This window comes from Streptomyces sp. H39-C1 (assembly GCF_027158125.1).
In the GTDB taxonomy this organism is placed as follows: Bacteria; Actinomycetota; Actinomycetes; order Streptomycetales; family Streptomycetaceae; genus Actinacidiphila; species Actinacidiphila fildesensis.
Map to the genome: position 1 here is coordinate 62,078 of NZ_JAPVLS010000039.1, position 24,723 is coordinate 86,800.

Here is a 24,723-nt window from a genome sequence, read left to right on the forward strand (position 1 = left end):
TGTCAGGCGCCGAGCAGCCGGCGCGGCCCCGGCCCCTGCTCGCCGAGCGCGTCGTGCGGATTGGCCAGATGGCACTTGTCGATCGACAGACAGCCGCAGCCGATGCAGTCGGTGAGATGGTCCCGCAGTCGCTCCAGCTGGGCGATGCGGCTGTTGAGGTCGTCGCGCCAGCACTCCGAGACGTTCGCCCAGTCCGCGCGGTTCGGCGTCCGTCCCTCCGGCAGCAGACCGAGGACCTCGCGGATCCGCGCCAGCGGGATGCCGACCCGCTGCGAGACCCGGATGAACGCGACCCGGCGCAGCGTGTCGCGGCTGTAGCGGCGCTGGTTCCCCGAGGTGCGCCGACTGCGGATGAGCCCCTCGCGCTCGTAGAAGCGCAGCGCGGACGGGGGGACGCCGCTGCGGTCGGACAGTTCACCGACAGTGGCTTCCTTGGCGTTCCAGGGGAGTTGGGTCATGGCCGCCACAGTAGCGCCGGATATGAACCAACGTTGAGGTATTGGCCCGCGGACCCCTGTCGGGAGGAGTCCGCGGACCCCTCCCGACAGCACCCGGAAAAAACTTTCGCGGACGTGTCGATCCGGACGTCTCCCGTTCGACGCATCAGTAGGAGCAGGGTTCGCACGACGGAAAACGTACGAGAAGGAGCCACCGCGATGCGCTACATGATGATGCTGAGGATCGAAGAGAACACCGACATGGTCCCCAGCGAGCAGCTGATGGAGGACATGGGCAAGCTCATCGAGGAGATGACGAAGGCCGGGGTGCTCCTCGACACCGGCGGTCTGCGGCCGACCGCGGAGGGCACCCGCATCAAGCTCTCCGGCGGCAAGCTGACCGTGATCGACGGGCCCTTCACCGAGGCGAAGGAAGTCATCGGCGGTTACGCGATGATCGAGACGAAGAGCAAGGAGGAGGCGCTGGAATGGGCCTCGCGCTTCCTGCGGATCCACGGTGACGGCTGGGAGATCGTGTCGGAGATCCGGCAGATCGAGGGGCCGAACGACTGACCGCCTCCGGCGGCCCGCCGCACTCCTCCCGCGGAAGGTTGCCGTCGCGCTGACGAGGGTGCTCTGATGGGTCGCCATGACGGAACCCAGCGCCCACCCCGACGCCCACCGCGCGATCGAGGCGGTGTGGAGGATCGAGTCGGCGCGGCTCATCGCCGGTCTCGTACGGCTGGTGCGCGACATCGGCCTCGCCGAGGAGCTGGCGCAGGACGCCCTCGTCGCGGCGCTGGAGCAGTGGCCCGGGTCGGGCGTCCCGGACAACCCGGGCGCCTGGCTCATGGCCACCGCGAAGCACCGCGCGATCGACCTCCTGCGCCGCAAGGAACGGCTCGCCCGCAGGATCGACGTGCTCGGGCACGAGCTGGAGACCGCGGGGCACGGCGCGCCGGCCGACGTCGAGGCCGTTCTCGACGGTGACATCGAGGACGATCTGCTGCGGCTGGTCTTCACCGCCTGCCATCCGGTGCTCTCCACCGAGGCGCGCGTCGCCCTCACGCTGCGGCTGCTGGGCGGGCTGAGGACCGAGGAGATCGCGCGCGCGTTCCTCGTCCCGGAGTCGACGGTCGCCCAGCGGATCGTACGGGCCAAGAAGACGCTCGCCGAGGCCCGCGTCCCCTACGAGGTGCCGGCCGGGCCGGAGCTGGCCGACCGGCTGTCGTCCGTCCTCGAGGTCATCTACCTGGTGTTCAACGAGGGGTACGCGGCGACCGCCGGCGACGACCTGATGCGTCCCGCGCTCTGCGCGGAGGCGCTGCGGCTGGGCCGCGTGCTGGCCGGGCTCATGCCGAAGGAGCCCGAGGTGCACGGCCTCGTCGCGCTGATGGAGATCCAGACCTCACGGTCGGCGGCCAGGACGGGACCGGAGGGCGAGCCGGTCCTGCTGCTCGACCAGGACCGTTCGCGCTGGGACCTGCTGCTCATCCGCCGCGGGTTCGCCGCGCTGGAGCGGGCCGCAGTGCTCGGGGGCCCGCCCGGCCCGTACGCGCTGCAGGCGGCGATCGCCGCCAGCCACGCCCGCGCCCGCACCCCGGAGGAGACCGACTGGCGGGCGATCGCCGGGCTCTACGAACAGCTCGCCGCGCGCGCCCCGTCGCCCGTCGTGGAGCTGAACCGCGCGGTCGCCCTCGCCATGGCGTACGGGCCCGCCACCGGGCTGGAGCTCGTCGACACGCTGACCTCCGAGCCGTCCCTGGCCGGCTACCACCTGCTGCCGACCGTCCGCGGCGATCTCCTCGCCCGGCTCGGCCGCTACGAGGAGGCGGGGCAGGAGTTCACCCGTGCCGCCGCCCTTACCCGCAACGCCCGCGAGCGCACCCTGCTGGAACAGCGGGTGGCGGACTGCGCACGCCGCAGGGCCGGAACCGCCCCGACGGGGTGAGGCGTTAGGCCGTGACGGCTCTCACACGGCGCAATCGAGCCTTTTGCAAGCGATGTGCTTGCAATAGTTAGCAACGATGGTGCAGCATCGGGACATGGCTTCACTGAACGTCGGCAACGTCGGCGAGTACCTGCGGGAGCAGCGGCGCAGCGCGCAGCTGTCGCTGCGGCAGCTCGCGGACGCCGCCGGGGTCTCGAACCCCTACCTCAGCCAGATCGAGCGCGGGCTGCGCAAGCCCAGCGCCGAGATCCTGCAGCAGCTCGCCAAGGCGCTGCGGATCTCCGCGGAGACCCTGTACGTCCAGGCCGGAATGCTCGAGGAGCGCGACCGGGACGAGCTGGAGGTCCACGCGGCGATCCTGGCCGATCCGACGATCAACGAACGGCAGAAGCAGGTACTGATCCAGATCTACGAGTCGTTCCGCAAGGAGAACGCCGTGGTGGAGGAGCCGGTGCCCGCGGACCCGCTGCCGGCGGACCCGTTCCCGGCGGACCCGGTGCAGCCGAAGACCGCTTGACCGGCGCGCATGGCAGCGCGCCCAGCAGACCGTACGCATGACCACGCGCCGACAACCCCCGTCCGGGAGGACCCTCATGGCGATCACCGATGACATTGTGAAGACGCTCAAGGACCCGACTCCGCTCTACGCGGTGGCCGGTACCGCCGACCTCGCCGCCGAGAAGCTGCAGCGGGTGCCCGCGCTGATCGAGAAGATCCGCGCCGAGGCCCCCGAGCGGTTCGAGAAGATCCGCAACACCGACACGAAGGTGTTCCAGGACCGCGTCACCGCGCAGGCCAAGGAAGCCCAGACGAAGGTGACCGAGGCCTTCGGCTCCGTCGAGCTGGACCTGAAGAAGATCGGCGAGTCCGTCCAGGACTTCGCGCTCCAGGGCGTCGGCCGGGCCGCCGAGGCCGCCGTGAAGGTCCAGGAGACCTACGGCACGCTGGCCGAGCGCGGCAAGGGCGCCGTGGCGACCTGGCGCGGCGAGGTGGCCGACGAGATCGAGGAGATCGCCGTAGCGGTCGAGCCCGACCCGCGGCCGGCCGCCCAGCCCGTCGCGGCCGAGGCTTCGGTGCCCGCGCCGGCGAAGAAGCCCGTCGCGAAGAAGGCCCCCGCCAAGAAGCCGGCGGCCAAGCCGGCCGAGTAGTGGACGCTTCTCAGCAGGACGCCTCTCAGCGGGACGGGCCGGGCACGCAGCGCGTGCCCGGCCCGTTGTCCCTGCAGGACCGGTACGGTGGCGGCGACGGTTTCCCGGGCGTACGGACGAGCTCGGCCATACGGACAAGGCGGTGGACGGCGTGCTGATCACGGGGTTCTTCGGGGTTCTGGCCCTGTTGTCATGGGGGCTGTTCCTCTTCGCGCTGTTCGCGTTCATCGATTCCGCGATCCGCCGCGAGGACGCCTACCGCGCGGCGGACAAGAAGACCAAGCCGTTCTGGCTGATCGTTCTCGGGCTCGCCGCCGTGGTGATGAAGTTCTTCTCGATCTTCTCGTTCCTGCCGGTCATCGGCCTGATCGCGGTGATCGTCTACATGGTCGACGTCCGCCCGGCCCTGAAGCAGGTCTCCGGCGGCGGCCGGGGCGGCCGCCGCGGTGGCGGCAGCAGCAGCGACGGCCCGTACGGACCGTTCAGCCGCTGAAACCTGCGGGGACCGCGTTCAGCCGCTGGACCGCTGGATCTGGGCCGGCAGGCCGAGGATCCGGGCCGGGGCGACGCGGTCGAGCAGCACGACGGCCACATCGTCCGTCAGCTCCCCGCCGTTCAGCTCACGTGCCTCGGTGACGGCCGCGTCCAGCAGGTCCTCGCCGCGCAGTCCGCCGGCCAGCTGACGGGTGATCATCCCGATCATCCCGTCCTGGCCGAGCCGCTGTGTGCCCTGGCCGATCCGGCCCTCGATCAGCCCGTCGGTGTAGAGCATCAGGCTCCAGGACGCGCCCAGTTCGACCTCGATCCGGCTCCACGCGGCCTGCGGCAGCAGCCCGAGCGCTGGGCCGCCCGCCTCGTACGGCAGCAGCCGCGGCACCCCGTCGGCGCCGGTCAGCAGCGGGGCCGGGTGCCCGGCCAGATACAGATCGGCGCGCCCACCGTCCGGTGCGATGTCCAGCGTGCAGAGCGTCGCGAAGATCTCGTCGTCGGCGCGCTCGTTCTCCAGCACCTTCTGCAGGGTGCTCAGCAGCAGGTCGCCACTGAGCCCGGCGAACGTCAACGCCCGCCAGGCGATCCGCAGTTCGACACCGAGCGCGGCCGCGTCCGGGCCGTGCCCGCAGACATCGCCGATCATCGCGTGCACGGTGCCGTCCGATGTGCGCACCGTGTCGTAGAAGTCGCCGCCGAGCAGCGCGCGGCTGCGGCCCGGCCGGTACCTGGCCGCGAAGCGCAGATCCGCGCCCTCCAGCAGGGGGGTGGGGAGCAGTCCGCGTTCCAGCCGGGAGTTCTCCTGGGCGAGCAGCCGGGTCTCGGTGAGCTGGCGCTGCGCGAGGTCGGCGCGCTTGCGCTCGACGGCGTAGCGGATCGCCCGGGTCAGATGGGAGCCGTCGAGCTCGTCGCGGGAGAGATGGTCCTGCGCGCCGATCCGTACCGCCTCACCGGGCTCGCCCACCTCACCCGCACCCTCCCCGGTCAGCACCAGGACGGCCGTGGTGGGCGCGAGGCGCAGCAGCCGGCGCAGGCTCTCCAGCCCGTCGCCGTCGAGGACCAGCAGGACACAGTGCACGTCGTCGGTGAGCAGCCGCTCGGCCTCGGTGAGATTGCGGGCCCGGCGGATGCGTACCCGGTTCCCGCCGCCGTCGAACAGCTCGGGCGCGGTGAAGGTGCCCGCCGGATCGTCACCGATGACCAGCAGCGTCAGCGCCGGCACGGAGGCATCCTGGCGCTGCCGGGGTACGGGCAGCACGGCGAAGCCGTCCGCCTCACCGGCGCGCGGTACCTCTGTTGCGGTCATCGGACTGATCCTTCCCTCCCCCCGAGGGCCATTGACAGGCGACCATAGCGGCAGCGCGCGGTGTGGCGGGAGGCCACGAGGTAAACCGCCTGTGTCATATGCAGCGGTCAGGAGGGGATTTCAGCTCCGATACGACGATCCGGGCATGACAAACGTCACCCGGCCCCCGTACTTCATTCACAACATGTGCAACATCGGTCACCCGGGACGGTCACCCGGGACGGTCACCCGGGACGGTCACCCGGGACGGACCACACCCAGGATCCGCATGGAGCCCGCCCCCGCCATGGTGACGTTCCTGCCGGGCCGCGGGGCGTGCACGATCGCGCCGTCCCCGACGTAGATCCCCACATGGCTGGCGTCGTCGAAGTAGATGATCAGGTCCCCGGGACGCATCAGGTCGACCGGCACGTGCGGCAGCAGCCGCCACTGCTCCTGCGACGTCCGCGGAATGTTCCGGCCCGCCGCCGCCCACGCCTGCTGCGTCAGCCCGGAGCAGTCGTACGAGGACGGCCCGTCCGCGCCCCACTCGTACGGCCTGCCGATCTGCGCCGCCGCGAACGCCACCGCACGCCTGCCCTGCGCGCTCGCGTCGCCCGCCGCCTTGGGCAGTTGTGCCAGCTTCTTCGCCGCGTCGCTCCGCGTCCACGCCAACTGCGCCTGGTACGCGGTCTCGTCCTCCAGCCGCCGCAGCCGCAGGCGCTCCTGCTCCTTCAACGAGGCCAGCAGCGCCTTCGCCTGCGCGAGCCGTGACTCGACCTGGGCCTTGGCGGCCGCGGACTTCTTCCGGGTCTCGACCAGGGCCTCCCATTCGGCGGTGGCCGCGTGCGCGTAGCCGTCCAGCGCCGCTTTGGTGGACTTGAGGTCGCTGATGGTGGTGTTCGCGGCCCGCGCGCCGCGTTCCGCGAGGCTCGCGTCGTCCAGGAACGTGTCGGGGTCGGAGGACAGCGCGAGCTGTATCCCGTCCGGCATCCCACCGCTGCGGTACTGCGCCCGCGCCATCGCGCCCACCTGGTCGTTCAGCGTGCCGAGCCGCGTCTGGGCGTTGTCCAGCGAGATGGCGAGCGCGACCAGGTTCTTCTGCTGGACGAGCACCTTCTCCTCGGCCGCGTTGAACGACTCCGTGGCCGCTTCCGCCTGACGGTAGAGGGTGTTCACCTCGGCCTGCACCTGGGCGAGCGTCCTGGGCCGGTCGGCGTGCGCCGCCCCGGGCACCGCCAGCGTCGCTGCCGCGCAGAGCAGGGCCGTACACACGACGGTCGCGCCGCGCGATGGTTTCGCCACCATCGTCACCACCTCGTATCTGACGGATCGTCAGGATCGTCACATGGGTGGGGATGGTGCCATGAGGTGCCGCAATGCGACAGGGGCAGAAGGGAATTGGCGGCGGGTCGCGCTCGTCAGACCTGCGCTCCGCGCGGCGCCAGCGCCTCCCAGCGCACCGTGACCTCGCCCTGCCGCCAGCGGTCCGCGCGATCCGTGACGGGCCAGCCGCTCTCCGCCAGGAGGCGCACACTGCGGATCCAGCGCTGGCGCGCGCCGAGTGACGCGAACGGCGCCGCCGTCGCCCACGCCCGGTCGAACTCCGTCAGGAACGCGTGCACCGGCTCGCCCGGGACGTTCCGGTGGATCAGCGCCTTCGGCAGCCGCTCCGCCAGATCGGACGGCCGGTCCAGCGATCCCAGTCGGGTCGCGAACGTCACCGTGCGCGGCCCCTCAGGCCCGATCGCCACCCACACATGCCGGCGGCCGATCTCGTCGCAGGTGCCCTCGACGAGCAGCCCGCCGGGCGCCAGCCGGGCGCGCAGCCGGTCCCAGACGGCCGGCACCCCGGCCTCGTCGTACTGCCGCAGCACGTTCGCCGCCCGGATCAGGGCCGGCCGTCGCCGGTCCGGAAGAGGCACTTCGAACCCGCCGTGCGCGAACGTCAGCCCGTCCCGCCGGTACGGCTCCGCCGCGGCGACCCGGGCGGGGTCGATCTCCAGCCCGACCACTTCGGCATCGGGCCGGACGGTACGCAGCCGCCCCAGCAGCTCGACCGCCGTCCACGGCGCCGCCCCGTACCCGAGGTCCACCGCCACCGGATCGGCCGCCCGCCGCAGCTCGGCCCCGAGCGCGCACGCGATCCACCGGTCCATCCGGCGCAGCCGGTTCGGATTCGTGGTGCCACGGGTGATGGTGCCGACGGGTCTCGCCATGGTTCGACTGTAGGTGCTGGCACCACGGGCGCAGGCGCGGGTGCATCGGCCCCGGCCCCCGCACCCCACGGAAAAAGTTCGGCAAAGCGGAAATGGGAACGGTCGGTTCCGGCGTTCCACGGTTGAACGGACCCGTCCGGCCGAATGGAGAGCGGCGTGACCCAGCACATGGCACGGCTCGGTGCCCTGCGCGGCTACGCGCAATCGCGCGGTCACGCGCAGTCGCGCCGACTGCGCTGGCCCGCCCACGGCCGCAACGCTCCACGCCGCGTGGCGATGCTCAGCGTGCACACCTCGCCCCTCGACCAGCCCGGCACCGGCGACGCCGGCGGGATGAACGTCTACATCGTGGAGCTCGCGAAGCGCCTCGCCGAGATCAACATCGAGGTCGAGATCTTCACCCGCGCCACTACCGGCGCCCTCCCGCCCACCGTGGAGCTCGCTCCCGGCGTCCTCGTCCGGCACATCGACGCCGGCCCCTACGAGGGACTGGCCAAGGAGGAGCTGCCCGCCCAGCTCTGCGCCTTCACTCACGGGGTGATGCAGGCCGAGGCCGGCCACCGCCCCGGACACTACGACCTCGTGCACTCGCACTACTGGCTGTCCGGCCATGTCGGCTGGCTCGCGGCCGAGCGCTGGGGCGTCCCCCTCGTACACGCCATGCACACCATGGCGAAGGTCAAGAACGCCGCGCTCGCCGAGGGCGACACCCCCGAGCCGGCCGCCCGCGTCATCGGCGAGACCCAGATCGTGGAGGCCGCCGACCGGCTGATCGCGAACACCGACGAAGAGGCGGACGAACTGGTCCGGCACTACGGCGCGCAGCCCGCCAAGGTGGCCGTCGTCCATCCGGGGGTGAACCTGGACCGGTTCCGCCCGGCCGACGGCCGCGCCGCCGCCCGGGGCCGCCTCGGTCTGCCGCAGGACGCCGTGATCCCGCTGTTCGCGGGCCGCATCCAGCCGCTCAAGGCCCCTGACGTGCTGCTCCGCGCCGTCGCGGTCCTCCTGGACGAGGACCCGTCGCTGCGCGAGCGGCTGGTCGTCCCGGTGGTCGGCGGTCCCAGCGGCAGCGGCCTCAGCAAGCCGGAGCGGCTGCACAAGCTGGCCGCGCGGCTCGGCGTGAGCGACGTCGTACGGTTCCAGCCGCCGGTCGACCAGCAGCGGCTCGCGGACTGGTACCGGGCCGCGACCGTGCTGGTGATGCCCTCGTACAGCGAGTCCTTCGGGCTGGTCGCCATAGAGGCGCAGGCCTGCGGCACACCGGTGATCGCCGCGGCCGTCGGCGGGCTATCGGTGGCGGTCAGGGACGGCGAGACCGGTTTCCTGATCCCCGGCCACGACCCGGCCGACTACGCGCGGGCGCTGCGCCGCTTCATCGACCAGCCGCACCTCGGCGAGCAGCTGGGGGAGGCCGCCGCCCGGCACGCCCGGGCGTTCGGCTGGGGGAGGGCGGCGGCGTCGACCGCCGACGTCTACACCGACGCGATGCAGGAACACCGCCGTCACCTACGATCGGCTCATGGCTGAGCAGGGGCAGACAGCACGAGCGGGACAGGCCGAGCAGGCCGCCCGCGACACCGTCGAGCAGGCGCTCAAGGAGGCCGGGCTGGAGTGGGAGAGCCCGCAGCCCGGCACCTTCGTCGCCAAGATCCCCGGCACGCGCAAGCTGTCCACCACCTGCTCGCTGATCGTCGGCAAGCACACGCTCTCCCTCAACGCGTTCGTCGTCCGGCACCCCGACGAGAACCAGGAAGCGGTCTACCGCTGGCTGCTGGAGCGCAACCTCCGGCTGTACGGGGTGAGTTACGCGATCGACCGGCTCGGCGACGTCTATCTCACCGGCCGGATCCCGCTCGCCGCCGTGACCGCCGACGAGGTCGACCGGCTGCTCGGCGCGGTCCTGGAGAACGCGGACGGCTCGTTCAACACGCTTCTCGAACTCGGATTCGCGGCCTCGATCCGCAAGGAGTACGCCTGGCGCGTGTCGCGCGGTGAGTCGACGCGCAACCTGGACGCGTTCACGCATCTGACCGGCGCGGACAAGCCGGCGGCGACCGACGACTGACCGCACAGCGACGAACGAGCTGCAGCTCCACCACCTAATACGGTCCGACCCCTTCCCGCCGCCAGCCGGGACATGGCACCCTCATGCCGTCGCACATCTGAATAGCGTTCAGATACGTGAAAGGCGGGGTCATGACGATCAGTCGCAGGAGACTGCTCACGGGAGCAATTCAGGTCAGCACGGCGGCGGTGGCCGCCGGCGCGCTCGGCAGCCGCACCGCCTTCGCGGCCGCACCGGCCGCACCGCCGTCGACCAGCGTGCCGTCCCCCCTCTGGGCGGAGTTCAAGGCCGCGCCTTACACCCACCCGCAGATCCCGAACGTCGCCCGCGCGGGCTACAACGGCGGCGAGCGGAACTTCCCCCGCCGCCCCGTCCGCGCCAACGTCCTGCACTACGGCGCCAAGCCGGACGGCTCCGCCGACGCCGCGCCCGCCATCAACCGGGCCATCGCCGAGGTCGGCAAGCGCGGCGGCGGCACGGTCCTGCTGCCGCGCGGCACCTACCGGATCGACGACGTCATCCAACTCGGCTGGAGCAACGTCACCCTGCGCGGTGAAGGCAGCGGCACCACCAAGCTCTTCGCGACGCGCTCGCTCACCGAGATCATCGGCGCCTACGGCAGCCGCTACGGCGGCAACAAGTCGTCCTGGTCCTGGGCCGGCGGCCTGGTCTGGGTCTGCCCGCGCGAGCGTTACCGCACCCTCACCGACGCGATCAAGGCCAAGGCCTGGCCGTTCGAGGGCTGGACCGGCAACAAGCGCGACGAATGGCAGACCTTGGCCGCCATCACGGCCGTCGCGAAGCAGGGCGACTTCACCGTCACCGTCGACGACCCGTCCCGCCTCCGGCGCGGCGACCGCGTCCTGCTCCAGCTCGCGGACGACGCCGGACACACCCTGCTCGACCACATGGCGGGCGACGTGGACGGCGCCGCCACCTACGACTGGTCCGACAAGACCAAGGTGCTCTCGTACGTCCCCTACGAGTGGCCGGCCCGCGTCACCGGCATCCGCGGCCACCGCGTCACCCTCGACCGGCCGCTGCCGCTCGACACGCGCCTCGGCTGGGCGCCGAAGCTGACGACGCTCATCGACCCCGTGGTCAACTCCGGTGTCGAGGGCCTCACCATCGAGATGGTGGAGACCCCGCAGGCCCAGCATCTGCTCGACACGGGCTACAACGGCCTGGTCCTGCAGTGCGCGTGGGACTGCTGGGCGGACGACGTGCACGCCGTCAACGTCGACAACGGCTTTCTGCTCGTCGCCGCGAAGGGCTCCACACTCCGCCGCACCCGCGTCTCCGGGCGCGGCAGCCACCACCCGTACTGCTGCCGCGAGGGGTCCCACGACAACCTGATCGAGGACTTCGCCATCGACCAGCGCACCGTCATCCCCGCCCCGGCGGGCACCCAACTGCACGGCATCAACGTCGAGGGCCTGTCCAGCTACAACGTCTGGTCGCGCGGGCGGATGGACATGGGGACGTTCGACACCCACCGCGGACTGCCGTTCGCCAACGTCCGCACCGAGATCACCGTTTTCAACGACGGCTCGCACGGCGGCGACGCCAGCGCCGGGCCGCTCTACGGCGCCCGCTTCACCCACTGGAACATCACCGTCGCCAACGGCCGCGCGGGCTGCGTCAGGATCGACGACATCGCCCCGTACAGCGCCACGGTGGGCATCTCCGAGGTCACCCCGTTCGGCCAGATCGACGTCCCGGACTTCACCGGCCCGCTCCACTCCCGCCTGGAGTCCTACGGCACCCCGGCGGTCACCCCGCCGAACCTCTACGAGGCCCAGCGCCACCTCAACGGCTGCTCCTGACGGCAGCAGCGGATGCCGGTGCCGGCCCGGAGGCCGGCACCGGCCCCTCCATCTCCACCGCTTCCACCAGTACTTCCGCGCTCTGCACCGTTCCCCGCGTCCGCAGCAGCGTCCAGTACCCGGCGGCGGCGACCGTGCCGACGACCGCGCAGGCTCCCCACGCCGCGCTGCCGCCCCAGTGGTCGAGGGCGAAGCCGCCGGCCAGCGGGCCGACGAAGGAGGCGGCGGACCAGGAGAGCGAGAACATGCCCTGGTAGCGGCCGCGGGCCCGTGCCGGCGCGAGGTCGGCGACGACCGACATCGAGGCGGGGGCGTGCACGATCTCGCCGAGCGTCCACACCGTGACGGTGAGGGCGTAGAAACCGACGGAGCCGGCGAACGCGGTCAGGCCGAAGCCCCAGCCCATCAGCAGGGTGCCGGCCGCGAGCAGCGCGGCCGGGCTGCGGCCGGTCATCATGCGGGTGACCGGGATCTGGAGCAGTACGACCAGCAGTCCGTTGAGGCCGATGACCAGCCCGTACTGGCTCGCGGTGAACCCGGAACGGCCCATGTCGACCGACAGGGTGGTGGCCCCCTGCTGGCCCACGGTCCCGAGCAGGAAGGTCAGCCCGACCAGAGCCATGAACCGCCGGTCGCGCAGTACCTGGCCGAGCCCGGCGGGCTCCTCGTCCACGGTCGCCGAGGCCTCGACGGCCGGCAGCGTCTCCTTGACCTTCCAGAAGACGACGACCGCGCACAGCAGGGTCATCAGCGCGTCGCCCAGGAAGAGCCAGACATAGCCCTGGGCGGCGATGAGCCCGGCGACGCCCGCCGAGACCCCGAAGCCGATGTTGATCGCCCAGTAGTTGAGGGCGAAGGCCCGCACCCGGTCCTTGGGCGGCACGAGGTCGGCCAGCATCGCCTGGAGGGCCGGCCGGGAGGCGTTGCTGGTGACGCCCACGAGCCCGGCGACCGCCGCGATCGCCACGGGGTGGGTGACGAAGCCGAGCAGGGCGGTGACCGCGGCCGTGCCGAGCTGGGCGACGAGCATGGTGGCGCGCCGCCCGACGCGGTCCGCGAGAACGCCGCCGACGACGGACGCGACCGATCCGCCGAGCCCGTAGAGGGAGGCGACGAGACCGGCGTAGGAGGCGGAGAAGCCCCGGTCGACGGTCAGGTAGAGCGCGAGGAAGGTGACGACGAATCCGCCGAGCCGGCTGACCAGTGTGCTGGTCCACAGCCACCAGAACTGGCGCGGAAGCCCCGACATGGTCTCGCGCACAGCCCGTCTGACGTCCGGCACTCAGGCCCCCCTGTGTAATGGTCACTTGCGACCGGAGGAGGTTACCGTGGACAGGTGGGGAGGCGCCAGAGGATTTCCATTAGGCTCGGGCCATGGCTGCTGCGTACAAGCTGATCCTCCTCCGCCACGGCGAGAGCGAATGGAACGCTAAGAACCTGTTCACCGGCTGGGTGGACGTCAATCTGAACGAGAAGGGTGAGAAGGAGGCGGTCCGGGGCGGCGAGCTGCTCAAGGACGCCGGCCTGCTCCCCGACGTCGTCCACACCTCGCTGCAGAAGCGTGCGATCCGCACCGCGCAGCTCTCCCTCGAAGCCGCGGACCGGCACTGGATCCCGGTGCACCGCTCCTGGCGGCTCAACGAGCGGCACTACGGTGCGCTCCAGGGCAAGGACAAGGCGCAGACCCTCGCGGAGTTCGGCGAGGAGCAGTTCATGCTCTGGCGCCGGTCCTACGACACCCCGCCGCCGCCCCTCGAGGACGGCACGGAGTTCTCGCAGAGCGACGACCCGCGCTACGCGTCGATCCCGAGCGAGATCCGTCCGCGCACCGAGTGCCTCAAGGACGTCGTTGAGCGCATGCTGCCGTACTGGTACGACGGCATCGTCCCGGACCTGCTGGCCGGCCGCACCGTCCTGGTCGCCGCGCACGGCAACAGCCTGCGCGGTCTGGTAAAGCACCTCGACGGCATCTCCGACGCCGACATCTCCGGTCTGAACATCCCGACCGGCATCCCGCTCTCCTACGAGCTCGACGCCGACTTCCGCCCGCTGAACCCGGGCGGCACTTACCTCGACCCGGACGCCGCGAAGGCCGCCATCGAGGCCGTCAAGAATCAAGGCAAGAAGAAGTAGCGACGTACGCAGGACGCGCGAAGGGCCCCACCCGGATCCGGGTGGGGCCCTTCGTCCCGCAAGGGGTGGTCGTCAGGGTCTCAGGAGGTGCAGCCGCCGCATTGGCAGGCGCCGCCGGACTGGCATCCGCACCCGCAGCTCGCACCGCAGCCGCACGCTCCGAGCACGGGCAGCTGTACCCGCACGAGCTGCGGGGGACGGTCGAGTGACGGCTGGTCCCGGATGGTCGACGGGGTGGGGGAATCCTGCATAAGTACCCTCCTCGGCTGGGCTACCGCACGCAGTCGAAGCCGCCACGTGCGGGCGCATCAGCACCCATTGAACGCGCCCGGAGGCAGGCGCATCAACGGCGCGCGGAGGCACGACAGGGCGCGGGCCGGGACCGTTCGGGCCCCCCGCCCGACAGATCCCGAACCCTGATCCCGTTGGCCGCCGGACTCCGTCAGACCCCGTCCACCTGCGTCGCGGGCGGCGTCAGCTCGTCGGCGTGCTCGCCGGTGACCAGGTAGACGACGCGCTTGGCGACCGATACGGCGTGGTCGGCGAACCGCTCGTAGTAGCGGCCGCACAGCGTCACGTCGACCGCCGTCTCGATGCCGTGCTTCCAGCGGTCGTCCAGCAGGTGCTGGAAGAGCGTGCGGTGCAGCTCGTCCATGCGGTCGTCGTCCGCCTCCAGCTGCAGCGCGTCGTCGACGTCCTTGGTGACGATGACCTCGGCGGCCTTCGCCATGAGGCGCTGGGCGAGCTGGCCCATCTCCAGGATGGTGCTGTGCAGGTCGTTCGGTACGGCCGACTCGGGGAAGCGCAGCCGGGCCACCTTCGCGATGTGCCGGGCGAGGTCGCCCGACCGCTCGATGTCCGCGCTCATCCGCAGGCTGGTGACGACAATGCGCAGGTCGGTGGCGACCGGCTGCTGCCGGGCCAGCAGGGTGATCGCCCGTGCTTCCAGGTCGCGCTGCAGGGCGTCGACCTTCTCATCGGCCGCGATCACGCTCTCGGCGATGTTCAGGTCCGCGTCCAGCAACGCGGTGGTGGCCCGGCCGATGGCGGATCCGACGAGCCGGGCCATCTCGACCAGCCCTTCACCGATCGAGTCGAGCTCCTCGTGATATGCGTCCCGCATCGCTGTCCTTCCGTCCAAACAGAGGCGTCTCCTCCACGCTCCCACGCTGATGGGCGTACGCGTACCGCTCGAGCATCCCGAGTGAATCAGCGCCTACGTCAAGGTGAACTCTTGGCAACGGGCGTTCGAGAGGTAGCTCTCAAGGCTGTGGAGCACCCCTTATGGCCGCCTAACCTGGGGGTATGGACGTGAACGCGGCTCTTGCCGCAGCCAGTGCGATAGCCGGTCTGTGTACCGGTGTGATCGCTGTGCTCGCGTTCCGCTGGAGTGAGCGGGAACAAGCCCGCCCCACCCGCACGGCCCTGCGACCCGATGGCGCCGGCGTACTGCCGCCCGGAGTGGACACCGTCCTCTCCGTACTGCGTTCCTCGGCCGTCGTCCTCGATGAGGGCGACACGGTGGTCAAGGCCAGCTCGGCGGCGTATGCCCTCGGACTGGTCCGCGGCGGCCGCCTGGCCGTCGACCAGATGCTGCAGATGGCCCGTGAGACCCGGCGGGACGGCGAGATACGCCAGGTCGAACTGGATCTGCCACGAAGAGGAGCCGGCCGCGGCGAGGGCCTGGCGGTCTCCGCCAGAGTCGCACCGCTCGGCTCCCGGCTGGTCCTCCTCCTCGTGGAAGACCTGACCGAGGCCCGCAAGATCGAGGCCGTACGCCGTGACTTCGTCGCGAACGTCAGCCATGAGCTCAAGACCCCGGTCGGCGCGCTGTCACTGCTCTCCGAAGCCGTGATGGACGCTTCCGACGACCCTGAGGCCGTCATCCGCTTCGCAGGGCGGATGCAGATCGAGGCGACCCGCCTCACCAGCCTCGTCCAGGAGATCATCGATCTCTCCCGGGTCCAGAACGACGACCCGCTGGACGACGCGGAACCGGTCGACGTCGACGATCTCGTCGCCGAGGCCATAGACCGCTGCCGCCACCAGGCGAACGCCAAACAGATCACCATGGCCACCGGATCAGCCCCTGACCTGCACATCTGGGGCAACCGCGGCCAGCTCGCGGCAGCTCTCGGCAACCTCGTCGAGAACGCCGTCAACTACAGCCCGGCCCGCACCCGCGTAGGGATAGCCGGCCGCCGGATCCCCTCCCCGGGCGGCGACCTCATCGAGATCTCGGTCACCGACGCCGGCATCGGCATCTCGGAGAAGGACCGGGACCGGATCTTCGAGCGGTTCTACCGCGTCGACCCGGCGCGCTCCCGCGCCACCGGCGGCACGGGTCTGGGCCTGTCCATCGTCAAGCACGTGGCCGCCTCGCACGGCGGGGAAGTCACCGTGTGGAGCGCAGAAGGACAGGGCTCCACCTTCACCCTGCGGCTGCCCGAGGCCGGCATGGCACGCGATCACGCCCTGCTCGGCACCGAACCGGAGGACGACGAGTCCCCCGGTGGCGGGGGCGGCCCCGCCGGAGACCAGCAGTTCTACGAGAACTATTCCGATCACATCCCTGCCCCGGAGGTCCTTCCGTGACCCGTGTACTCGTCGTAGAGGACGAAGAGTCCTTCAGCGACGCGCTGTCGTACATGCTCCGCAAGGAGGGCTTCGAGGTCGCCATAGCAGCGACCGGGCCCGACGCGCTGGACGAGTTCGAACGCAACGGCGCCGACCTGGTACTGCTCGACCTCATGCTGCCGGGCCTGCCCGGCACCGAGGTCTGCCGCCAGCTCAGGCTCAAGTCCAATGTCCCGGTCATCATGGTGACGGCCAAGGACAGCGAGATCGACAAGGTCGTCGGCCTGGAAATAGGCGCAGACGACTACGTGACCAAGCCCTTCTCCTCCCGCGAGCTGGTGGCCCGTATCCGGGCCGTCCTGCGCCGCCGCGGGGAGCCCGAGGAGCTGTCCCCGGCCGCCCTGGAGGCCGGCCCGGTACGGATGGACGTCGACCGCCACGTGGTCACCGTCTCCGGCGGAAAGGTCGACCTCCCGCTCAAGGAGTTCGACCTGCTGGAGATGCTGCTGCGCAACGCGGGCCGCGTGCTGACCCGTATGCAGCTCATCGACCGGGTGTGGGGCGCCGACTACGTGGGCGACACCAAGACGCTCGACGTCCACGTCAAGCGGCTGCGCGCCAAGATCGAGCCGGACCCGGGCGCGCCGCGCTACCTGGTCACGGTGCGCGGCCTGGGCTACAAGTTCGAGCCGTAACCCCGCCGGCGGGCCGTTCCGCGGACCCGCCCGCTTCCCCGCACAGCACGACGGGCCCGGCAGCACACGCTGCCGGGCCCGTCGTCGTGCGCGGATCGCGCGGTCAGCTCTTCTTGGTCGGCGTGGCCGTACCGGTCGGCGTGCCCGTCCCGCTGGGGGTGGCCGTGTCGGTCGGGGTGGCCTTCCCGCCGTTCTCCGGGGTCCCGGTGGCCGTCGGAGTGGTCTTGGCGGGCGGCTCGGCGGCCGGCGACGGGGCGCTGCTGGGGCCGTACTTCTCGTAGTAGCCCGCGGCGGGCAGCACGTTCGCCTCGAGGGCGACCTCACCGGTCGCGCTGAACGTCAGCGCGATGCGCTGGAAGTCGCCGTCCTTGAACGCCTCGTTGTTGTTCGGGATCGTCGCGGCGGCGTTGCCCTCCCCGCCGAGCAGCACCGAACCGTGCGCCGGGACGGTGACGGTCTTGCTGCCGGCGGTGCCGGACAGGGTCGCCGTCAGGGCGTCGCCGACCTTCAGCGACTGGAGCGTCTGGTCACCGTTTCCGTTGTTGTAGATGCGGGCCGAGACCGACGCGGGGCCGGAACCGGCCTTCTCCGTCAGGATCACGGCGTTCTGCACCTGGATGTCGCCGACGGTGGTCGCGGCATTGTCGGGGCGGACCTCGTGCGTCTGCGCGTTGTTGCCGGCGCCGCAGGCGGCGAGCGGGGCAATCGAGAGCGCGAGGGCGGCGGCGAGGGCACCGCGTCGAAGGCTGCTGCTCACGGCGGCGGCATCTCCTAGACAGGTAGGGAAGATCTTCCAGCGGGCTTACATTACTCAGCCTTCGTCCCGCCTCCGCACCGGGCCGCCCCTCGGCGGGGCGGTCTCACCCGACCGGGGTGGCCGGGATTGCATTCCGGCATTCCGCCACGGGATTCCGGCGGACCGGGCAAGATCCATTTATCGTGCACCGATCGCCTCCGTTCCGCGACTTCGGAAAATTGGATCATCGCGTCAACGAGGTCCGAACGGAGTAGCGAAGATCCACTCTTCGGAGATCGACAAATGGGGACGTAACACCCCTTCCGCTGGCGCGCCGTTGGGTGTAACGGGCGCGTTTCACCTCTGTCGTATACCGGCTCCGACCTGCGAATACCCCTGCTCGGTACGCCCCTCCAGCACGTTCCGGTAGGGGTTGTCAAGCCCTGAGATATGCCCTGACCTGCGAAAACACCATTCAGAAGAGGCCGTTCACGTGTTACCCTGGATAGCCACGGAAGGGGTACCTGTCACATGACGTTCAAGGTTGGCGACACCGTGGTCTATCCCCATCACGGGGCCGCGCTGATCGAGGCTATCGAAATTCGCCAGATCAAAGGCGTGGACAAGACCTACTTGGTGCTCAAGGTCGCCCAGGGCGACTTGACGGTACGCGTACCCGCGGACAATGCGGAGTTCGTCGGCGTGCGCGACGTGGTTGGTCAGGAGGGGCTGGACCGGGTCTTCGAGGTGCTTCGCGCGCCGTACACCGAAGAGCCGACCAACTGGTCCCGCCGCTACAAGGCAAATCTGGAAAAGCTCGCCTCCGGCGATGTCATCAAGGTCGCAGAGGTGGTCCGCGACCTGTGGCGTCGTGAGCGTGAGCGCGGGCTGTCCGCCGGCGAGAAGCGCATGCTCGCCAAGGCGCGGCAGATCCTGGTCAGCGAGCTCGCGCTCGCTGAGAACACCAACGAGGACAAGGCCGAGGCTCTGCTCGACGAGGTCCTCGCGTCCTGACGCGAGTTCTGCCGCGGTACCCGGTTCCGGCCGGGTGCTGCGGCATGCTTGTGTCCTGACGCAGATCGTTGATCGTTCTGTTCTGCTGTTACCGCTGTTTACCGTCTTCTGCTTTTGTTCTGCTCCGACGTCTCGGCGTGCACAACCCTGCGGACTTCTCACGGAAGGGGTCCGCAGCGTCACACGTTGAGCCGATACCCACCTCGGCCAAGGACACAAACCTCTGAGTACCGCAGCTGTCATCCCCGCCGCCGGACGAGGCGTCCGGCTCGGCCCCGGCACCCCCAAGGCGCTGCGCTCCCTCGGCGGCATCCCGATGCTGGTGCACGCCGTGCGCGCCATGACCCGCTCCCGGGCCGTCTCCCTCGTCGTCGTGGTCGCGCCGTCCGACGGTGTGGCCGAGGTCCAGGCCATGCTCGACAGCCACGGGCTGCCCGAGGGCAAGGACATCAGGGTCGTCGCCGGCGGCGGGACCCGCCAGGAGTCGGTCCGGCTCGGTCTGGCCGCGCTCCCCGAGGACGTCGACATCGTCCTCGTCCATGACGCCGCCCGCCCGCTGGTGCCCGTCGAGATCGTCGACGCGGTCGTCGCGGCCGTACGGGACGGGGCCCCGGCCGTCGTCCCCGGCCTGCCGCTGGCCGACACCGTCAAGCAGATCGACCCCGGCACGAACATCGTCACCGGCACGCCCGAGCGCGCCCTGCTGCGCGCCGTGCAGACCCCGCAGGGCTTCCGGCGGGACGTGCTGGCCACGGCGCACGCGACGGTGCCGGGCGACGGCGAGGGCGCCACCGACGACGCGGGCATGGTCGAGCGGACCGGCGTCCAGGTCGTGGTGGTACCCGGCCACGAAGAGGCCTTCAAGGTGACCAGGCCGCTGGACCTGGTGCTCGCCGAGGCCGTACTCGCCCGCAGGAGGGCCACCGATGGCTTCTGACGCTTCTCCGTCCTCGTCCATGCGTCTGCCGCTCGTCGGCATCGGCACGGACGTGCACGCCTTCGAGGCCGGCCGCGAGCTGTGGTGCGCGGGCCTGCACTGGCCGGACGCCGGTGACGGCCTGGCCGGCGACTCGGACGCCGACGTCGCCGCGCACGCGGCCTGCGACGCGCTTTTCTCCGCGGCCGGGGTCGGCGACCTCGGCGCGCACTTCGGCACCGGACGGCCCGAGTGGGCCGGAGCGTCCGGCGTCACGCTGCTCGCCGAGGCGGCCCGCATCGTCCGCGAGGCCGGCTTCGAGATCGGCAACGTGGCGATCCAGGTGATCGGCGTCCGCCCGAAGATCGGCAAGCGCCGCGACGAGGCCCAGAAGGTTCTCTCCGAGGCCATCGGCGCCCGCGTCTCGGTCTCCGGCACGACGACCGACGGGCTCGGCCTCACCGGCCGCGGCGAGGGACTGGCGGCCATCGCCACCGCGCTCGTGCTGCCGGCGGCTCCGGCCCCGGCTGCCTGAACCCGCCCTCCACCAGCCTTCCCCGGGGCCGATTCCGGACCGGATCCATGGCTGATTCGGTGCCGATCCGGAGCCGATTCGGGCCCGATCCGGAGCCGATTCGGGCCCGATTCGGAGCCGGATTCCGAGTCCGACCGGGGCTTGAGGGGGTTACCCCCGCAGGCAGGAGCCACGCCCGGAAGATCGTCCGGCCCGCTCCCCCCTGCAACCCGAGCGGAGCGCACTTGGCACGGCGTTTCGCCCACTACCCTTGTTGGCGTGACTATTCGCCTGTACGACACCAGCGCTCGGCAGATCCGTGATTTCACCCCGCTCACGCCGGGCTGTGTCTCGATCTACCTCTGCGGTGCCACCGTGCAGGCGGCCCCGCACATCGGGCACATCCGGTCGGGCCTGAACTTCGACATCATGCAGCGGTGGTTCGCCTACCGCGGCTACGACGTCACCTTCATCCGGAACGTCACCGACATCGACGACAAGATCATCACGAAGTCGGCCGAGCAAGGCCGCCCGTGGTGGGCGATCGGCTACGAGAACGAGCGGGCCTTCAACAACGGCTACGACGTGCTCGGCTGCCTGCCGCCCACCTACGAGCCGCGGGCGACCGGCCACATCCCCGAGATGGTCGAGATGATGCGCGAGCTCATCGACCGGGGCCACGTCTACGTCGCCGACGGCAACGTCTACTTCGACGTGCGCTCGTTCCCCGGCTACCTGGAGCTGTCCAACCAGGAGCTCGACAACCTGCGCCAGCCCAGCGGCGAGGGCGAGACGGGCAAGCGCGACCAGCGGGACTTCGCCATGTGGAAGTCGGTCAAGCCCGGCGAGCCGTCCTGGGAGACCCCCTGGGGCCGCGGCCGCCCCGGCTGGCACCTGGAGTGCTCGGCGATGGCCCACAAGTACCTGGGCTCCGCCTTCGACATCCACGGCGGCGGCATCGACCTGATCTTCCCGCACCACGAGAACGAGATCGCCCAGGCGAAGGCGTTCGGCGACGACTTCGCCGGCTACTGGGTGCACAACGCCTGGGTCACCATGAGCGGCGAGAAGATGAGCAAGTCGCTCGGCAACTCGGTGCTCGTCTCCGAGATGGTCCAGCGCTGGCGCCCCATCGTGCTGCGCTACTACCTCGGCACCCCGCACTACCGCTCGATGATCGAGTACAGCGAGGAAGCACTGCGCGAGGCGGAGTCCGCGTTCGCGCGCATCGAGGGCTTCGCGCAGCGGGTCGTCGAGAAGTGCGGTCCTGTCGCGCCGGCCGCCGAGGTGCCGATCTCCTTCGCCGAGGCGATGGACGACGACCTCGGCGTCCCGCAGGCGCTGGCCATCGTCCACACCTCCGTCCGGCAGGGCAATTCGGCCCTCACGGCGGACGACAAGGAAACCGCGATCGCGCGTCTCGCCGAGGTCCGTGCGATGCTCGGTGTACTGGGACTGGACCCGCTCGACGAGCAGTGGGCCGGCGGCGGGCACGGTGACGACCTGCACGGCGTCGTGGACTCACTCGTCCGGCTGGTGCTGGAACAGCGGCAGGCGGCCCGGGAGCGTAAGGACTACGCGACCGCCGACGCCATCCGCGACCAGCTCCAGCAGTCGGGGCTGGACATCGAGGACACCGCGTCCGGACCCCGGTGGTCGCTCGGCTCGCGCTGAGCGCGTCACCGTGCCGTCCGCCGGCGTACCAGACCCGTCCGCCGTACCAGCTCCGCCCGAACAGCCCAGTCCCCCTATACGTCAGTACATTTTCAGCAGCGAAGAAGTGAGAGTGCCCCATGGCCGGGAACAGCCAGCGCAGGAACCGCCGTACCTCCAACAAGAAGGGCATGAAGGTCGGCACCGGCGGTCACCGGCGTAAGGCTCTGGAGGGCAAGGGCCCGACCCCGCCCGCCTCGGACCGCAAGGGCCACAAGAAGAACCGCGTCGCGAAGGCCGTGGCCAAGCGGACCGTCTCCTCGCAGTCGCGCCGCCCGTCGGGCCGCGGCGCGAAGTCCACGGCCGAGCTGGTCGTCGGCCGTAACTCGGTGGTCGAGGCGCTGCGCGCCGAGATCCCGTCGACCGCGGTCTACGTCCAGCAGTACATCGACACCGACGACCGGGTGCGCGAGGCGATCAAGCTCGCGACCGACCGCGGTGTCCCGCTCATGGAGGCCGCGCGCCCCGAGCTGGACCGGATGACGAACGGCCTGAACCATCAGGGCATGGTCCTGCAGATCCCGCCGTACGAGTACGCGCACCCGGAAGACCTGCTGGAGACCGCCGCCAACAGCCACGAGGCCCCGCTGATCATGGCGCTCGACGGCATCACCGACTCGCGCAACCTCGGTGCGGTCGTCCGCTCCATGGCCGCGTTCGCCGGTCACGGCGTCGTCGTCCCCGAGCGCCGCGCGGCGGGTATGACCGCCGGTGCGTGGAAGACCTCGTCGGGCGCCGCCGCCCGCGTCCAGGTCGCCCGCGCCACCAACCTGACCCGGACGCTGGAGGCCTACCAGAAGGCCGGTCTGGTCGTCGTCGGCCTCGCCGCCGACGGTGCGACGGACCTGCACGAGCTGGACGCGCTCGCCGGCCCCGTCGTGATCGTCGCCGGTTCCGAGGGCAAGGGGCTGTCCCGCCTCGTCGGCGAGACCTGTGACTTCCTGGTGCGCATCCCGATGCCGGGTGGCGCGGAGTCCCTCAACGCGGGCGTCGCCGCCGGCATCGTCCTGTACGAGGCGGCCCGCCGCCGCGCGTGACCCCTTGGCGGCCGCGCGCCACCCCTTGTGCGTGACGCCTTGCGCGTGACTTCTTGTGGGTGACGTCGGGTGCGCGGTTGTTCGTGTGTGACCGACCTCCGTGGACGCTGACGAGGACCCGGACCGGATCACTTCCGGTTCGGGTCCCGATCCTTTCGGAGTCGGCCCCGCATCGTTCCCGGCCAGCGCCCCGATGCTGTTGATCTTGACGGGTCTCGGACATCCATCGGTGCGTCGGCAGTGTCCTAAACGTCTGTCACTCGGTTAGTGGAGTGTGGACACCAGAACACCCCGCACTCCTACGGGGGGTGGGACGCCCGGGTTCGACGAACCTGCCCTGAGCATGCTCAAGGTCCCGAGCGACCCGGCCCAGGTCATCGTCAACCACGCGAGTTTCCGCGTCCGGCTCGGCGTGACCTCGGCCCGTGCCCTGAGCCTCGACGAGACCGCGCGGATCCCCGTCATTCCCAGCTCCGTCAGGCGACGGGCCGCACCAGTGGTGTGGTCCGGCCGGACCGAGCCCGGCGACCCGGCTGCCGGCCGGCTCCTGCAGGCGGTCCGCCACGCGGGCCACGCGGGCGCGGAATCCGGCTCCGGACGCTCCGGCCCCGACACGCCCGCCGGCTCGACGCAGCTGCTGCCGCGGATCGACATCGACGAGGCGGCGACGCCCGGCGTCGTCGGCCCGCGCATGCCGGAACCCGAGCTGCTGCGCGGCGTCCGGCCCGCCCGTGGCGCCTTCGACGACGACTACGACGGCTACGACGACGAGTTCGGTGACGGGCGCGATGACCGCCGCGGCAAGGGCCTCGCGGCCGGACCGGGCGAGAAGAACGGGATCCGGCGCGGCCGCAACGCCGAACCGATCCGGCACGCCTGGTACCCCGGGCACCGGATGAACCTCGGCGTCGTCCTGCTCCCGCTGCGCGTCTTCCTCGGCTTCATCTCGGTCTACGCCGGCATGAGCAAGCTGTGCGACCCCGTGTACTTCGACGGCGGCGAGCGCGGCTCGATGGTCAAGTGGCTCACGTCACTGCACCCGTGGGCCGCCGCGGCGCCGCTGCGCGATCTCGCGCTCACGCACCCCGTGGGCGCCGGGCTGACCATCGCCTTCCTCCAGGTCATCGTCGGCGTGCTGACGATCTGCGGGCTGTGGCAGCGGGTCGCCGCGTCCCTCGCCGCCGCGCTCTCCGTGGCGCTGCTGGTGACGGTGACCTGGCGCACGGTCCCGGTCTACGACGCCCCGGACTTCATCTACCTCGCCGCCTGGAGCCCGCTGATCATCGCGGGCGCCCCCGTCTACTCCGTGGACGGCCGCCTCGCGGGCGAGGCGTGGCGGCGGCTCGGGCCGCGCGCCGAACTGTGGGACCTGCGCAGGCGGGTGCTGCGCCGGGGTGTGGTGCTGGCCACGATCTTCGTCGGCCTGACGCTGCTGTGCGGATCGGTGCTGGGTGCCGCGGTGCGGTCCTCCAGCACCCACACGGACGTGCCGACCCCGGCGCGCATCCCCGTCAACAACCTGCCGGGCACCCCGCTGCCCGAGGTGTCGGGGACGGCCACACCCGGCAAGCCCAAGCCCACCCCGAAGTCGTCGAAGTCCGCCGGCGCCAAGAAGAAGCCGACCACGTCGCCCTCGGCGTCGCCGAGCGGCACCCACAAGAGCGGCAGCACGGGCAGCGGCAGCAGCAGCAGCAAGCCCCGCGAGTCCTCCTCGCAGCCGACGCAGCCCAGTTCCCCGCACCAGTCGCACCGTCCGACGACGTCCCCGACGACCAGCAGCGGCACCGTGCACGACCCGATCGGCGGCCTCCTGGGCAGCGGATCGCCCGCCGGCCTGCTGCTCGGCCGGTCGGGACCGTCCGGCGACACCGGAGGCACCGGCGGGTCGGCCTGACGGGTCGGGTCGGGTCGGCAGGATGACATGGCGGTGGCCCGCCCCCTGCGGGGGGGCGGGCCACCGGCCTGTGC

Annotated in this window: 24 protein-coding genes; 17 read left to right on the top strand and 7 right to left on the bottom strand. The window is 71.0% G+C overall.

Annotation, left to right across the window (positions count from 1 at the left end):
- Positions 1-2: 2 nt before the first annotated feature.
- On the bottom strand, positions 3-458 hold the full coding sequence (gene soxR / locus O3W51_RS24930) for a redox-sensitive transcriptional activator SoxR (RefSeq protein WP_269287372.1): 456 nt from the start codon (positions 456-458) through the stop codon (positions 3-5).
- A 198-nt stretch (positions 459-656) separates the two neighbouring features.
- On the opposite strand from soxR, the gene O3W51_RS24935 reads away from it, so the two are divergent.
- From O3W51_RS24935 to O3W51_RS24955, 5 genes are all read left to right on the top strand, one after another.
- Complete coding sequence (locus O3W51_RS24935) at positions 657-1,010, top strand: YciI family protein (RefSeq protein ID WP_138354071.1); 354 nt, start codon at positions 657-659, stop codon at positions 1,008-1,010.
- 76 nt (positions 1,011-1,086) lie between these two features.
- Entirely contained in the window at positions 1,087-2,388 is a 1,302-nt protein-coding gene (locus O3W51_RS24940; protein WP_138354072.1) for an RNA polymerase sigma factor, read from the top strand.
- A gap of 94 nt (positions 2,389-2,482) precedes the next feature.
- Positions 2,483-2,905 carry a helix-turn-helix domain-containing protein gene (locus tag O3W51_RS24945; RefSeq protein WP_232485410.1) on the top strand — a complete coding sequence of 141 codons (423 nt, stop codon included), beginning with the start codon at positions 2,483-2,485 and terminating at the stop codon, positions 2,903-2,905.
- Positions 2,906-2,981: 76 nt separating this feature from the next.
- Complete coding sequence (locus O3W51_RS24950; protein WP_138354073.1) at positions 2,982-3,536, top strand: hypothetical protein; 555 nt, start codon at positions 2,982-2,984, stop codon at positions 3,534-3,536.
- A gap of 151 nt (positions 3,537-3,687) precedes the next feature.
- The gene (locus O3W51_RS24955) at positions 3,688-4,029 is read left to right on the top strand and encodes a DUF2516 family protein (protein ID WP_164295096.1); all 342 of its coding nucleotides are present in this window, start codon (positions 3,688-3,690) and stop codon (positions 4,027-4,029) included.
- An 18-nt stretch (positions 4,030-4,047) separates the two neighbouring features.
- Here O3W51_RS24955 and O3W51_RS24960 read toward each other — a convergent pair whose 3' ends face one another.
- The 3 genes from O3W51_RS24960 to O3W51_RS24970 all read right to left on the bottom strand — a co-directional run bounded on the left by O3W51_RS24960 (position 4,048) and on the right by O3W51_RS24970 (position 7,529).
- On the bottom strand, positions 4,048-5,331 hold the full coding sequence (locus O3W51_RS24960; protein ID WP_269287373.1) for a PP2C family protein-serine/threonine phosphatase: 1,284 nt from the start codon (positions 5,329-5,331) through the stop codon (positions 4,048-4,050).
- Positions 5,332-5,568: 237 nt separating this feature from the next.
- Positions 5,569-6,618 carry a C40 family peptidase gene (locus O3W51_RS24965; RefSeq protein ID WP_269287374.1) on the bottom strand — a complete coding sequence of 350 codons (1,050 nt, stop codon included), beginning with the start codon at positions 6,616-6,618 and terminating at the stop codon, positions 5,569-5,571.
- 113 nt (positions 6,619-6,731) lie between these two features.
- Positions 6,732-7,529 (bottom strand): class I SAM-dependent methyltransferase, encoded by a 798-nt coding sequence (locus tag O3W51_RS24970; RefSeq protein WP_138354076.1) that lies wholly within the window; start codon positions 7,527-7,529, stop codon positions 6,732-6,734.
- 156 nt (positions 7,530-7,685) lie between these two features.
- On the opposite strand from O3W51_RS24970, the gene mshA reads away from it, so the two are divergent.
- From mshA to O3W51_RS24985, 3 genes are all read left to right on the top strand, one after another.
- Positions 7,686-9,056 (top strand): D-inositol-3-phosphate glycosyltransferase, encoded by a 1,371-nt coding sequence (gene mshA, locus O3W51_RS24975; RefSeq protein ID WP_443048332.1) that lies wholly within the window; start codon positions 7,686-7,688, stop codon positions 9,054-9,056.
- On the top strand, positions 9,049-9,594 hold the full coding sequence (locus O3W51_RS24980; RefSeq protein ID WP_138354077.1) for a YbjN domain-containing protein: 546 nt from the start codon (positions 9,049-9,051) through the stop codon (positions 9,592-9,594). Before mshA ends, O3W51_RS24980 begins: the two co-directional genes overlap by 8 nt.
- A gap of 131 nt (positions 9,595-9,725) precedes the next feature.
- Positions 9,726-11,420, top strand: a complete 1,695-nt coding sequence (locus O3W51_RS24985; RefSeq protein ID WP_269287375.1) for a glycosyl hydrolase family 28-related protein — start codon at positions 9,726-9,728, stop codon at positions 11,418-11,420.
- Here the strand turns inward: O3W51_RS24985 and O3W51_RS24990 are convergent.
- Positions 11,404-12,669: an MDR family MFS transporter gene (locus tag O3W51_RS24990; protein ID WP_138354149.1), complete on the bottom strand. Its 1,266-nt coding sequence runs from the start codon at positions 12,667-12,669 to the stop codon at positions 11,404-11,406. The two genes, O3W51_RS24985 and O3W51_RS24990, sit on opposite strands and share 17 nt — an antisense overlap.
- Positions 12,670-12,794: 125 nt before the next feature.
- On the opposite strand from O3W51_RS24990, the gene O3W51_RS24995 reads away from it, so the two are divergent.
- A complete protein-coding gene (locus O3W51_RS24995; RefSeq protein WP_138354079.1) occupies positions 12,795-13,553 on the top strand; it encodes a phosphoglyceromutase in 759 nt (252 codons plus the stop codon).
- A gap of 442 nt (positions 13,554-13,995) precedes the next feature.
- On the opposite strand, the gene phoU is transcribed toward O3W51_RS24995, so the two are convergent.
- Positions 13,996-14,676, bottom strand: coding sequence for a phosphate signaling complex protein PhoU (phoU, locus tag O3W51_RS25000; protein WP_138354080.1), 681 nt, complete (start codon positions 14,674-14,676; stop codon positions 13,996-13,998).
- Positions 14,677-14,858: 182 nt separating this feature from the next.
- Here phoU and O3W51_RS25005 point away from each other — a divergent pair, with 182 nt between their 5' ends.
- Positions 14,859-16,148: a sensor histidine kinase gene (locus O3W51_RS25005; RefSeq protein ID WP_138354081.1), complete on the top strand. Its 1,290-nt coding sequence runs from the start codon at positions 14,859-14,861 to the stop codon at positions 16,146-16,148.
- Positions 16,145-16,825, top strand: coding sequence for a response regulator transcription factor (locus O3W51_RS25010; protein WP_138354082.1), 681 nt, complete (start codon positions 16,145-16,147; stop codon positions 16,823-16,825). Before O3W51_RS25005 ends, O3W51_RS25010 begins: the two co-directional genes overlap by 4 nt.
- Before the next feature lie 103 nt (positions 16,826-16,928).
- Here O3W51_RS25010 and O3W51_RS25015 read toward each other — a convergent pair whose 3' ends face one another.
- Positions 16,929-17,582, bottom strand: a complete 654-nt coding sequence (locus O3W51_RS25015; RefSeq protein WP_269287377.1) for a DUF461 domain-containing protein — start codon at positions 17,580-17,582, stop codon at positions 16,929-16,931.
- Positions 17,583-18,092: 510 nt separating this feature from the next.
- Between O3W51_RS25015 and O3W51_RS25020 the strand changes: the two genes are divergently transcribed.
- The 6 genes from O3W51_RS25020 (at position 18,093) to O3W51_RS25045 (ending at position 24,649) form a co-directional block, all read left to right on the top strand.
- Positions 18,093-18,575, top strand: a complete 483-nt coding sequence (locus O3W51_RS25020) for a CarD family transcriptional regulator (protein WP_033174074.1) — start codon at positions 18,093-18,095, stop codon at positions 18,573-18,575.
- A gap of 223 nt (positions 18,576-18,798) precedes the next feature.
- Entirely contained in the window at positions 18,799-19,512 is a 714-nt protein-coding gene (gene ispD / locus O3W51_RS25025) for a 2-C-methyl-D-erythritol 4-phosphate cytidylyltransferase (protein ID WP_138354084.1), read from the top strand.
- On the top strand, positions 19,502-20,026 hold the full coding sequence (gene ispF / locus O3W51_RS25030; protein WP_138354085.1) for a 2-C-methyl-D-erythritol 2,4-cyclodiphosphate synthase: 525 nt from the start codon (positions 19,502-19,504) through the stop codon (positions 20,024-20,026). The genes ispD and ispF overlap by 11 nt, the downstream gene beginning before the upstream one ends.
- A 258-nt stretch (positions 20,027-20,284) precedes the next feature.
- Entirely contained in the window at positions 20,285-21,679 is a 1,395-nt protein-coding gene (gene cysS, locus O3W51_RS25035) for a cysteine--tRNA ligase (protein WP_269287379.1), read from the top strand.
- A gap of 119 nt (positions 21,680-21,798) precedes the next feature.
- A complete protein-coding gene (gene rlmB, locus O3W51_RS25040; protein WP_138354087.1) occupies positions 21,799-22,755 on the top strand; it encodes a 23S rRNA (guanosine(2251)-2'-O)-methyltransferase RlmB in 957 nt (318 codons plus the stop codon).
- A gap of 343 nt (positions 22,756-23,098) precedes the next feature.
- On the top strand, positions 23,099-24,649 hold the full coding sequence (locus O3W51_RS25045) for a DoxX family membrane protein (RefSeq protein WP_269287380.1): 1,551 nt from the start codon (positions 23,099-23,101) through the stop codon (positions 24,647-24,649).
- The last annotated feature ends 74 nt before the right edge of the window (positions 24,650-24,723 follow it).